General features: G+C 46.0%; 12 protein-coding genes and 2 pseudogenes. 7 read left to right on the forward strand and 7 right to left on the reverse strand.

The window, feature by feature from the left end; translation table 11 throughout:
* Positions 1-6: 6 nt before the first annotated feature.
* Positions 7-1,143 carry a trypsin-like peptidase domain-containing protein gene (locus KRAC_RS05765; protein WP_007905199.1) on the reverse strand — a complete coding sequence of 379 codons (1,137 nt, stop codon included), beginning with the start codon at positions 1,141-1,143 and terminating at the stop codon, positions 7-9.
* Positions 1,144-1,327: 184 nt separating this feature from the next.
* Between KRAC_RS05765 and KRAC_RS70830 the strand changes: the two genes are divergently transcribed.
* The 7 genes from KRAC_RS70830 to KRAC_RS05805 all read left to right on the forward strand — a co-directional run bounded on the left by KRAC_RS70830 (position 1,328) and on the right by KRAC_RS05805 (position 7,793).
* On the forward strand, positions 1,328-1,843 hold the full coding sequence (locus KRAC_RS70830) for a helix-turn-helix domain-containing protein (RefSeq protein WP_007905169.1): 516 nt from the start codon (positions 1,328-1,330) through the stop codon (positions 1,841-1,843).
* Positions 1,840-2,457, forward strand: coding sequence for a transposase (locus KRAC_RS70835; RefSeq protein WP_007905171.1), 618 nt, complete (start codon positions 1,840-1,842; stop codon positions 2,455-2,457). The genes KRAC_RS70830 and KRAC_RS70835 overlap by 4 nt, the downstream gene beginning before the upstream one ends.
* Positions 2,458-3,024: 567 nt before the next feature.
* Positions 3,025-3,543: a hypothetical protein gene (locus tag KRAC_RS05780; protein WP_007905201.1), complete on the forward strand. Its 519-nt coding sequence runs from the start codon at positions 3,025-3,027 to the stop codon at positions 3,541-3,543.
* Between the two features lie 235 nt (positions 3,544-3,778).
* The gene (locus tag KRAC_RS05785; protein ID WP_007905202.1) at positions 3,779-4,240 is read left to right on the forward strand and encodes a hypothetical protein; all 462 of its coding nucleotides are present in this window, start codon (positions 3,779-3,781) and stop codon (positions 4,238-4,240) included.
* A 299-nt stretch (positions 4,241-4,539) separates the two neighbouring features.
* The gene (locus KRAC_RS05790; RefSeq protein WP_007905203.1) at positions 4,540-5,754 is read left to right on the forward strand and encodes an IS110 family RNA-guided transposase; all 1,215 of its coding nucleotides are present in this window, start codon (positions 4,540-4,542) and stop codon (positions 5,752-5,754) included.
* A gap of 876 nt (positions 5,755-6,630) precedes the next feature.
* Positions 6,631-7,506 (forward strand): hypothetical protein, encoded by an 876-nt coding sequence (locus KRAC_RS05800; RefSeq protein WP_007905205.1) that lies wholly within the window; start codon positions 6,631-6,633, stop codon positions 7,504-7,506.
* Positions 7,506-7,793, forward strand: coding sequence for a hypothetical protein (locus KRAC_RS05805; protein WP_007905206.1), 288 nt, complete (start codon positions 7,506-7,508; stop codon positions 7,791-7,793). Before KRAC_RS05800 ends, KRAC_RS05805 begins: the two co-directional genes overlap by 1 nt.
* A gap of 83 nt (positions 7,794-7,876) precedes the next feature.
* Here KRAC_RS05805 and KRAC_RS05810 read toward each other — a convergent pair whose 3' ends face one another.
* The 6 genes and pseudogenes from KRAC_RS05810 to KRAC_RS05825 all read right to left on the reverse strand — a co-directional run bounded on the left by KRAC_RS05810 (position 7,877) and on the right by KRAC_RS05825 (position 12,081).
* Positions 7,877-8,224, reverse strand: coding sequence for an HPP family protein (locus tag KRAC_RS05810; protein WP_007905207.1), 348 nt, complete (start codon positions 8,222-8,224; stop codon positions 7,877-7,879).
* A 663-nt stretch (positions 8,225-8,887) separates the two neighbouring features.
* A complete protein-coding gene (locus KRAC_RS60870; RefSeq protein ID WP_211221247.1) occupies positions 8,888-9,223 on the reverse strand; it encodes a transposase in 336 nt (111 codons plus the stop codon).
* A gap of 449 nt (positions 9,224-9,672) precedes the next feature.
* Entirely contained in the window at positions 9,673-9,849 is a 177-nt protein-coding gene (locus tag KRAC_RS70840) for a hypothetical protein (protein WP_157506326.1), read from the reverse strand.
* Between the two features lie 307 nt (positions 9,850-10,156).
* Positions 10,157-11,223: pseudogene (locus KRAC_RS79325) on the reverse strand (YifB family Mg chelatase-like AAA ATPase); the annotation flags it as partial.
* A gap of 299 nt (positions 11,224-11,522) precedes the next feature.
* Positions 11,523-11,654: pseudogene (locus KRAC_RS65400) on the reverse strand (ATP-binding protein); the annotation flags it as partial.
* Between the two features lie 142 nt (positions 11,655-11,796).
* On the reverse strand, positions 11,797-12,081 hold the full coding sequence (locus tag KRAC_RS05825) for a hypothetical protein (RefSeq protein WP_007905209.1): 285 nt from the start codon (positions 12,079-12,081) through the stop codon (positions 11,797-11,799).
* Between the last annotated feature and the right edge of the window lie 40 nt (positions 12,082-12,121).

Here is a 12,121-nt window from a genome sequence, read left to right on the forward strand (position 1 = left end):
ATGCTCCTACTGCAATACTTCTGTTTTCCCTTTTTGTTGCAACAAAGTAATAATTGCCGAAATGGGTATTCCCTGGTTGTACGTAGGCTTATACCATTGTTGAAAGTTCGGATCTCCAGCATGGTGCAGGGCAATCAAGTCCCAATTTGCATTAAAGCATGGTGCACCTGATGAGCCGCCTGTTGTGTTTGTTGTATAGCGCAAGCGTGTATGATTTGCATTGATTGTAAGAATCGCTTGAGTATCAAAGGTCAGTTTCAGAGGCGCAAACTGTGGCTCGCAGGGATTATGCACTGGATGATGAAGAAGAAACAATGCTGTCTCTGGTTGATACGAATATTGCTTTGTAGAAAGCTGTATCCATCCACGAGGAGGCGCCGTAGGCGTGGCCTTTTCGATCTCAATAGGCACATTTCCTACAGCCTTTTCCAAACGAACGATTGCATAATCAAGCTGGTCTCCTTGAGGAAGCTTGCCATTCCCACTATCTACCTTTAAGTCAAGCTCGCTATATACACTGTGGTCAAAATACCACTTTTGCTTAGAAAGTGAACAAGAAGTGCCCTGGTACAACGTTGTTCCATCTTCAAGCACCTTGTAATCAAAGATAAAGCGAACATTTTGTGCAGGAATCGCCTTTTCAATAAGCTCTTTAAGGACATGATAATTAGTCATCACCAAGTCTGGCCTCACTAAGAAACCAGTACCAAAGATTGTGTCGCCTTGCCTTGTGCATACTTCCACACGACAGATCTGATTTTCAAGCTGGCTTAATTTCCTGCGCCAAGAGGAAACATCCAGGTCACTGTTCGTTTCACGAATCGTTCGCTCAAGAGCTTGCTCTTGTGGAGCCTCGCATGCAAGATGAAATTGCTGGGCGAACAAAAATAAATTCACATCATCAGGACGTTCTTCACGGACAGCTAATACAAGGTTGGCTGTCCAGCTTTCTTGTTCGGCACGTTCAATCACCTTACGTACACGTGTAGGGAAGTTCCCCTCTAGCACAATATTGCTCATCTTTTTATTCAGTCGATAGAGTAAAGTCTCTTCGAAACTATCTTTGTCGAATGCAGCGCTAATAGCAGTACATAACTGCCACATCTGAGATCCGCTAAGTCGTTGTTTCCCAAGTAGAGGCATACACAGCTCCTCTGAACACAGAATAACTAAAGGAACGAAAGGTTTTAAGCGATTAAGGGATACACCACAGCAATACAAGCTTTATCTTTTTCAAGAGTGTAGTATTCCCGGTGATCTTCTGCCATCGAATGTCCCTAATGCAATCGTCCAAAAGAAAGTAGGAAAGTAGCCGATATGAGAAGGTATGCAACCCATTTTCATTCGACCACTCACCGAATCCGAGCGAGCCCATATCGAGGCTCACTTACGCTCCGGCTCAGCCTTTGTGCTACGCCGTTGCCAGATCCTTCTGGCTTCAGCCCGTGGAGAGCGAGCCATCGCCATTGCGCGGCAGCTGGGCTGCGACGACCAGACAGTGCGCAATGTGATCAAAGACTTCAACGAGCAGGGGCTCGACGTGCTCAAGAAGGAGTCCTGTCGCCCTCATCGGCTACGCACCAGCATTGCCGACGAGAATCTGCCAGCCTTGCGCGATCTGCTCCATCGCAGCCCGCGCGATTTTGGTATCGAGCGCAATCTCTGGTCTCTCCCACTGGTGGCGCAAATCTGCTTGTCACAAGGACTCGTAGCTGCCCCGACCACTGCTGCCAGTGTCCGCCGCGCGCTCAAGCGCTTGGGCGTCAGTTGGAAACGAGCCAAGCACTGGATTACCAGCCCCGATCCGCAGTATGCACGAAAAAAAAGGCTCGTGACCGCTTGATCGCGTACGCTCAACCCCGCTCTGATTGGGCCATTGGCTTCCTCGACGAGGTCTGGTGGAGCCGATTTGCTCTTCCACGCCTTCACACCTGGCAAGATCCAGAGTACCCAGTCCGTTTGGTTGAGCAATCCTGGCAAAAGAATGACCCTGACCCAAAAGCATTGGCTTGCTATGGTGTCCTCTGGCAAAACGGAACCACGGAGGAACCCGTGCGAGAGCAGATGTGGCTTCGTTTTGTCACAGGACGCCCGGTGAGTGAGATCACCATCCAGTTTCTGGACTGGTGTTGTCAGCAATTGGCCGCACAAGGCAAACGTCAGTGGCTCCTCATCTGGGACAACGCCTCCTGGCATGTGAGTAAGATGGTGCGCACCTGGATCAGAAAACACAACCTCGCTGTCAAACAAACGGACGAAGGGGTACGGATTTTGCCTTTCCAACTGCCCACCAAAAGTCCCTGGCTCAATCCAATTGAGCCCAAGTGGGTCCATGGCAAACGCAATGTGGCCGAAACCAATGGGTTGCTTTCGGCTCACCACCTCGCTGAGCGAGTCTGTGCCTATTATGGGTGTGCATATGAGCCACATTTATCTCTTCCCGAAAAGGTTTCGTAATCTTGCACTAAGCACAAAGCTGCAAAGGTCAACCAGCCATAATTCATAGTTGGCATCCAATCGAGAAGGTGTTACTATCCAGGCGTCAGCTCCCACTGCCAACCATGATTCTTCCTCTTAAAAATTTCAGCATCTGAATAATTTCCAAGAGCAAACTTTATAGAGGCATATTGGCATCGTTGTTGTGCATATCAGGCTATTGTTCGGTAAACTCTAATTTTGTGCGCTTCATTCCGAGCATTTTCTATTTGATTTTCAGCTCTTCTATCGAAACAAGCATACAATAAATCACCAACTGTAATAATTTATCACTTCATAAGCACTGATAGGCATTTACTACCATTCATTAGTATACACATTTTTTGTTTTAAAAGCATTATACAAACCTAATAATCTATACTCTACAAGCAAATTTTAGTACGGCCAGTCGCCAAACACATTAGTAAGCAATACGCAGCTTAAACAAGAGCTCACAAAAATATAATAAAGTAAAATATATGTTATATTTTACTTTATTATATTTTTGTGATATAATTTGCTAAAGAAAAGCTTAGGAGAATCAGGATAATGAACGAATTTACCAAGAATGATACAGATATTGTTTACGTTCCTGTTCCAAGGCAACTTTTACCACTAATCTACGAAACAATAGCCCAAGCTCAAAAAGAGGCCGCCGGAAATACAAACAAAGGGCCAGGTATTCTGTCAAAACGTAACTTGGTTGATCTCATCATTGAAGTTGCTGGCAAAATTGGCGCAGATCGGCGTCCTGTATCACTCACAGAATTATATGAGGCATATATACAAACCAATCCAGGGATTGGCAAAGGAGGGACTCGAGGTAGTTTCGATGCCACTCTGAACTATCACTGCATAAATATGCGTTCCCGTTTCCCTGACATTAAAGACAAAAAGAAGTCTGCTTACTGGCTTTCAAAACCTGCCTTTAAACGGGTAAAGCGCGCTTATTATATGTTACTTTCTACGGAAGAGATTGCCCAATTCCATCGTTGTGTAGAGGTAGACAGCCCATTGGTTTATATGGATGAGTATAACGTAGATGACCTTTTTCAAGTGACATTGTAAATAGCAAAACCCAAAGCAGAAACCTACCTTAAAAAGAACAACTCATGTAGGATAGTCCCCTTAGCACCGCCGTAGTAAGTTCTCTCTATAGAAAATTTAGTAAAGCGAACCAGCCAGTACCATCCATCTTCACATCGCGTGCAAACAATGCAAAAGATGTGTTAATTTACTACGTTTTCAATTCTTTCTCTTATCAAGAGACATTCACGTTTTTGCCACATTTGGAGGGATGCAAATGACAACAAACCCAGAAAAGAAACGACAAAATCTAGAACAACTGGCACTGGCAAGATTTAAAGAAGTTGCCCTAGAGAAAAATATGAAAGTCTATGGCAGTCAGGGAAAGGGAAATCGAATTGCGATATCGGGACGGTCATACTTCCAGTTTGGCGATCTGCGTGTGGAAACCCCTCAAAGGACACTTATTGTTGAGGCAGAAAGCGCTGGAGGAGCAACGAATCAGGTAAAGTATTGGTACTGCTTGGGAAAAGGACACATCACACGCCCAATACACCTCATGCACATCTTCGCACAGAATAGTGAAAATGACTATCAAAGCCATCTAGACCTGTGGGATTTTTTAGCACAGAAGATGGCCAGCGATCTCGGTAATATGTTTACTGCTAAACGTTACACATATCGCAACACCAGCGATCTCGAATCAATAGTAAAAGAGTTTCAAGGGCTCTTAAATTAGCTTTATAGACCTGAGGAAGTGCCCATATGCTTACCAGGGTACTTCCTCTTTTACAGTAAACTACTACCAGGCCTTCTCGACACAAGGCCACAGCAAGCGGTACACTTGCTGGTATGAATGCTCGAATCTGGAAGGCGAAAGACTCTCTTTCCCACGTGGCTTGACCAATGAAGGAAGATCGCTCTTCGCCTTCCTGGGTTCCTGGAAAACGAATCATTGGAGAGTCGCGCCGTGAGCGCCGCAGTAAAAGGACCCTCTCGCCTCACCAGGAACCGTTGTTTCAGCAGGAGGACCTGCTTATGTGGTTTGCAGGAATCGATTGGGCAGATACCCATCACGACATTCTCGTCCTCGATGAACGAGGGCAAAAACTCGCCTCGTTTCGGATCATGCACACCTCGAAAGGCCTCGACGAGCTGGCCAGCCGCCTGACAGCCATTTGTGGTCCAGAGCACAAGGCAGAACTGGCCTGCATTGTCGAGACCACTCGGGGGTTGTTGATTACCCACTTGTTGGAAGCAGGTTTTGCTGTCTATCCGGTCAATCCCAAGACGGTGGATCGTAAACGTTCGGCATCGGGAGCCAAAACGGACCAGATCGATGCGTATCTGCTGGCGAAACACGGGCGGTCGGAAATTGCTGATCTGCGGCGACTGGAACCCGATAGCCCGCTGATTGCCGAACTGAAAGCCCTGACACTCGACCAAGATGGCTTGATCCAGATGCAAACCCGCCTGGTCAATCAACTTACCGCCTGTCTCAAAGCGTACTATCCAGTTGCGCTTACTCTGTTTACCAAGGTGCAGCAACCTTCGACCTTGCACTTCTTGCTCGCCTATCCGACCCCGCAGGAGGCGATGAACGCTTCGTGTGAAGAGATTGCTGAGCTGTTGAGAAGCACTGGGTATCCAACGCCAAAGAAGACCGCGGCCTCGATTGTGTACCAGGTGCATCAGCCCCAGTTGACTGCCGATGACGTGACGTGCAGGACCAAATCTCGTTTGTTGATTGCTCTGATCCGTCAATTGCAGCCCGTGATGGAAGAGATTGCCGCCTATGATCAGGAGATTGAGCGCCTTTTTTTGATGCATGCTGACAGTCATCTCTTTCGCATGCTGCCTCGTGCAGGCAAGCGGATTGCCCCACGACTGTTGGCTGAAATTGGGGATGACCGCTCGCGCTATCAGGATACTGCCAGTTTGCAAGCCTTGGCTGGCACCTCGCCAGTACCTTATGAAAGTGGCAAGTATGCCAAACCGCATCGGCGCTATGCCTGCATCAAACCGTTGCGCAACGTGCTGCAGCAGTTTGCCTGGCAAAGCATCCAGACCGAAGCCTGGGCCAGCGAGTACTATGAGCGCAAACGTCGGGAAGGCAAAAGCCACACCGTCGCTGTCCGTGCGCTGGCTAATGTCTGGGTACGCATTCTCTTTGCGCTGTGGCTTAAAGGAGAACACTACCAGTCTGCGATCTTTGAACAAGCCAGACACATGCATGCGCCTCGTGCAGCGTGAGTGCTCAACCAACCACAGATGAGCGAAGCGCTCCTTCTCCCAGGCAAAACAGGCGCCTGTTTTTTGCCTTTTCAACTCGGCATGCCTTTTTTTGACCACGCAAGCTCAGGTGTGTCAAGGAAAGCGCAGCGGCTTGACACGCCTGAGCGGCGTGGTACACTCCTTCATGCCGTGTTGAAAGCATCGTTTTTCCTCCTGTTCTCAATTTTTGCCTTGTTTCAAATTGACCGTTTTAGGGCTTGACATAGAGAGTCTTCCTTAAGGAACTCATCTGAGAACGTCAGACCTGGGAGAACCATCCTAGCAGATACGGAAAATCATCTCTTACGTAAAAACTAACTTTTCTAGAGTTTAAGGCAGAGCCTGAGAGGATCTATCACAGATAAACTGTTTATTGGCATCATTCATTCTCATACAGTTAAGATAAGAATACTATCCAATTATCTGCTCCTTGTGAGAGTCACCTACCTCAAAAATTGAACTCAAGAGATTTGAGGCGAATCAAATTCGCATTTATTAAGAAAGGATATAAACAATAAAGATTTCAAATCAGCTTAAATCATCTGGCTTCTTATCAGTCCTAATTTCTGGCGTCAGAAATATGGTTCTATAAGATTGCAGTGAAACAAGCCAGCAATTGAGGCAAAAATTGGTATGGTTATTCCGATTTTTTGGACATCTTAGCTCAGAATACAAATAGAGATGCATTTTTAGCCTTTATTTCCTTGTGAATTTGAGTGCGTTTTCTCCTAATTTTAAGTTTTGGCTGCTGATTACGTCTAATAACATAGGATTCGAATGAGTAAAAAAGCTTGCAATTTGTAATGATATTTTGTATACTGATCACAGATAAAGCAATTTTAGGAGGAGAAAAGCATGGGAAGAATAATGCACAATGCATCATATGCACATGATTACTCCTTTCTCTACAGAGAAAATAAAATTCAATTGTTTATTGTTGGCAATACTGGTACAGGGAAAACCTATGCTGCTCTAGCCCTATCAGCGCTCATGTTCCACGATTCAGATAAATTGAACAAACCAATAAAGGACAAATTTCAATTTGGAGTGACTCAATTTCGAATACCAGCATCTATATACAACCAGAGGTTAACCAAAGATAATCGAGTACCTACTTTCATTTCACAAACAGGTCGTAACTTTATAGAAATAAAACTAAAGAGAGAAGAAAGTGATAAAACACTTCTTTCTTCCTTTTTGTCTTTACTTTCTGAGTATCTTCAAAAAAACAAACATTTATCCATGTCACATACTGATCTATGGACTTTTTATAAGAAGAGTGAAATGGTAGAAGATGAAAGAAGTTATCAAATCAATATTTGTAGCAAAGTTTCGTGGTCTAACAATAAACCATTTCAGAGATGTAACTTAAAAGAAAGAAGTGAGATACGAATACCTCACAGAATTATGTCAATTTACTGCTATAGAGCAATCCCAGCTGATGGCGATGCAATTGCGCTGGAATATTATAAGCGTGGCGGTACGGTATCACCCCGTTACAACAATTCGCTACGGTATTGGGTTGATATTGTCTCCGAATACAACCAGAGATCGAGATGGGCTAATGATCACTTCCTAAACACAGGGACTAACCAGCAGAATATTCCGGTGACCAGGCTGGAAGACTGCAAAAAATCATTAAAGCAATCTGTATTTAACTTGTTTTCTAGAAGTATGAACTTAAAGCGCTGCAAGTTAGTAGCAGTTAAAACACAAAGGAGGAGCAGCTGATGTCTGGTACAGATACAGAGCTTAAGAAACAACCAATAAGAGAAACGAAGCAAAAGGAAAGAGTGCAGTTGGATTTTACGCCAGAAGCGTTGCAGCGCCTAGAAGATATCCAACATATGGTAGGTGCTACAACGCGAGCAGAAGTCATTCGTAACGCAATCCGATTGTATGCTTGGTTTATTAGTGAGACAAAGCCAACAAGCACTATTAGTATCACAGATGAAAAAGGTAACCCGACCTCTGTCTTTAAGGCTAGCTTGTTGCATGATGCTATGGTACAAAAATAAATGAAGCCTACTTCTGTCACAAGGCAAGTGACGAGAAGAAAGCTCCATTCGTTAATAATCAGGTCTCTAAGAAACACACCTGGCTAGCTAGTTAGCTTAGAGATCAAGGCGAGGAAAAAGGCCAAAACAGCAGAAAGAGGAAGAATACTTCCAGTGAAAAGGAACACTATGATACTGATGCCAGTCAGAACATAGAAAGCTCCAATCATATGAGAGAGTATAAACTTTCTCAATTGCTGATGACCAGTAGTGGATGGGCGAAAATCCGCTTCCTTCCTCAAATCATCCAATTGTTTGATGGGGTCAAGATCTTGAATAAGATTTGCCCCATCGGATGATTGGTATCCTAGATTATAAGTTGCATCAGCATCTGTGGCTTCTTCAATATCATCATCTGAAAAATCCCACATCTGCTGGTGGTGATGATCCATCAAATTCCTCCAGAACTACAGTTTATTATTGCATATATAATGCAATAAATCAACAAGAACAACCCCCTTTCCACAAGTGATCATTTAAGCGATAATGCATCAGAGGATGGATATCACAAGGATTCAGTTTTTAAAGTGGCTCCTCGACTGCATATCTATGGGATATACAATTTTCCCTCGCTACACTATCACCCTATAATTCGATCATACCACAGCCTTGCAGAGGTGTCAAGAAAAAAACCAGTTAAAATATGAGCGCTTAATACTCAATAAAATCACCGCTCAATTGCTAATAGACTTTTATTGCGTATATCCACGCTTTACGAGCCGCGTTTGCACATACCGATGAAGTACCCTTTCAAATCGACAACGAAAACAGAAGTCCTGTTTTTTGCCTTTCATCAAGCACAAAGGGTCCTTGACCACAGAAGCGCGAGCTGGGTCAAGGCTGCGGAGCGAAGCGGAGCACCCGTAGGGCTTGGCCATGACGCGGCGGAGCGCTGTGGTATCCTCTCAAGTGCTTGATACAAGAGCAAAGCGTGTTCTACAGGGATCAGCTAGCCTGCAGATGCTGATTTCGGGAGATGAAAGGTCCGACCTCCGAAGACGAAACGTTACATCTCCGTTCCTATCCCGAGCCGATCTAACTCGCAACGCACAAATTCAAGGCGTGAGAGACCAAGTCGTGTCGCTGTCGATTTGTTTCGTGCCCCTTCCAGGATCGTCCGGGCAACCCTCTCCTGATCCGCATGCCGATCGGCTTCCTGCCAGGATCAGCACATGCCAGACGATTACGAGGAGCTTACGCGCAATGGCGACAATCGCTTTCTTTTTCCCAATGCGTATGGCAAGCCACTCGAACTGCTCTTTCCACTGTGGATGATGCGAAACCGCCATCCATGCCGATTGGACGAGGGCCGCTCGCATCTCTTTTCGCCCTTGCTTAGTAATATTTCCAGTTTGGTAGGTCTGGCCAGAAGCATGGACACTCGCCCCCAAGCCAGCATATCCAACGAGATGCTTCGCGACTTCAGGAAGCGCGTAATATCACCAATGGCGGCCGGTAGAACGAGAGCATTGATGACTCCAATTCCAGGCAACTGAAGGACAAAGGTCACCTGACTTCTCCAGCGCTCTGTTCCACTCAGGTGTATCAATTCCGTATCCACTTCTTCAATCAGTGGCTCCAGGCTGTCAAGTACGCGCAAATCCTGACGAATGCGCGGCTTCTCAAATACCGAAAGAGAAAGCGTTTCCCACCAGGCGCGTTGCTCTGGAGCGAAGAGCCCTCCAGCAGGAGGAACGATATTATACTGATGTAAGGTACTCTGTAGCTGGTTCTTGGCCTATGTCCGTTGGCGGATCAGACGTGTGCGGTGTGCAACGAGAGCCCGCAACTCACGTACGTCTTGGGGAGGAATCCAGACGGCAGGGATCAGACAAGCAGCTCACAGTTTGGCCAGGTGCAGTGTATCGCGTGCATCAGTCTTCACGCGAGCAGTCGTAATCAGTTTGACAAGCAATGGATGCGCGACCGTGACCGAGGCGACCAGGGGGCGAAGCTGATCGCAGAGATACCAGGCATTGGTGGTTGCTTCTAGGACGACAGCATCTGTTGTGTGCAAGTGCTGTTGGCTCCAGAAGAGAAAATCATCCAGATCAACCCGGCGTGATCCAACGTTTTCCCTGACGTCGACTAGATCGCATTTCTCGATACATCGAGACGCTCGCCCGGACGAGCAAAGAAACACAGGGGAATAGGGCTAATATGATAAGTGGACTCGTAAATAATAAGCTGCTTTCCACAAATGTGATTGGTTGACTGAGCATTGCATCCTCGTAAATATCATATTTACCTATTCTGACGTTTGGTTCGCTCAAGTACACAATGCTTTCCTTTCAATCAAAAGTCAAAAATCTCCATTGTTATCTGCACGGACACGGATTCATGGCAGCAACGAGCATAAAATTTGCTGGATAGGTGATCGTGCCTTGAGCACGAGCAATTGTGACCACTTTATCTTCCAAGGGCTGGCGTAACACTTCAAATACATTCTGCCCAAATTCAGGCAATTCATCCAAAAAGAGGACACCACGATGAGCCAAGCTAATCTCGCCAGGACGCGGGATACGTCCACCACCCACCAATCTCGCGTGGCTGATGGTATGATGTGGAGAACGAAAAGGTCTTTGCACAATCAGCGGCTTTTCTGGAGGTAGCATGCCACTCACGCTATAAATTTTAGTAAGTTCGATGGCCTCATCAATCACCATTTGTGGGAGAATAGAAGGGACAGTACCGGCCAAGAGCGTCTTTCCTGATCCTGGGGGGCCGCTCATTAAAATATTATGTCCCCACTAGCTGCAACTTCTAATGCGCGTTTCACATGTTCTTGCCCACGCACAGCTGACATATCTTGCAGATACATTACCTCATCAGCACAATCTAAGATATGAGGATTACGCTGGTATGGCTCAATTGGTCGCTCACCATTGAAATGAGCCACAAGTTGTCCAAGGGTTTCAACAGGATAAATATTCACCCCTTCAATTAACGTCGCTTCAGCCGCGTCAACGGCAGGCACAAACACGGCTTTTACACGCTTTTCGCAAGCCAATGCGACCATGGGAAGGATACCGTTCGTATGGCGGACACTCCCATCAAGCGAGAGTTCCCCCAAAAAGAGGTATTCATTAACACTCTTATCAATGTTGACTTGCCCAGAAGCCAACAGGATTCCCACTGCAATAGGAAGATCATAAGCAGGACCTTCTTTACGCAGGTCAGCAGGAGCAAGATTCACAGTGATATGTTTGAAAGGGAACTGACAACCACTATTTTTGATGGCCGCCTTCACACGTTCTTTCGCTTCATTGACAGCTGCATCGGGAAGTCCAACGATGATAAACACTGTAAGGCCATTGGCAAGATCAACCTCGACTTTGGTTAAAGAACCCTCTAGACCAAGAACCGCACAACTACGAACCATTGCCAACATAATCGCGTTTCTCCTCATCAGTAGCAACATCACTCAGCTATTTCGTTTGACACAGACAATAATGCAAGATAATTGATCTGATAATTCTTACATCCCTGTTTTCAGAAGGTGTACAAATTTAGCCAAAAAGTAGTGGGCTAGCGACACTAATTTCGACTTTTTATTTTATTTTGCTGACACTCTTTTGGAGTTTCTCATGAAACACGCCTGCCAAAGAGTGGGGAAACCGCAAAATTGAGCGTAAGGTAATGTCACTAGTGACACTAATTTAGAATATATTGACACTAATTCTGATATCCTACAACAGACCGCGCCAGGAGCGTCTTCCCCGATCCCGGAGGGCCACTCAGCAGAATATTGTGTCCACCACTGGCCGCAACCTCCAGCGCGCGCTTGACATGCTCCTGCCCACGCACATCGGCCATATCCTGTACATACTCAACCTCGCTCGCCTGTCTGAGCAGGGAGATATCATATGCATAGGGTTTCTGTGTTCCCCTGACAAGAATATCGTACGATACTTACGATAATTAACCAAGAGGTTTTGAGGGAAATTTCAGAAGTGTCGGAAAATTAACTATCCTTGCTGACTCCCTCTGATGGGCGTCCCGGCTTACGTGGTGGCTCTAAGGCATACAGATCAGCATAGAGAAACAGCAAGTCTTTCCCCCTAGTGTGGATGTCAGGAGTACGCTCTATTAACTCTCCCTCATGGAACATGAATGCCCGTAACTTATTTTGCTTCACTAACTGATGCAGGCTGTCAACGCTAAAACTTCGATTAAAGCGCCGTGAAAGCAGGCGAGACGCGCCCACCGAATCAGTTAAGTCCTTCGCCATTGCTTGGTTAATATTCATATCGTGTCACCTCTCACAAAAAACAAGACCTGCGTACTAC

The organism is Ktedonobacter racemifer DSM 44963, assembly GCF_000178855.1.
In the GTDB taxonomy this organism is placed as follows: Bacteria; Chloroflexota; Ktedonobacteria; order Ktedonobacterales; family Ktedonobacteraceae; genus Ktedonobacter; species Ktedonobacter racemifer.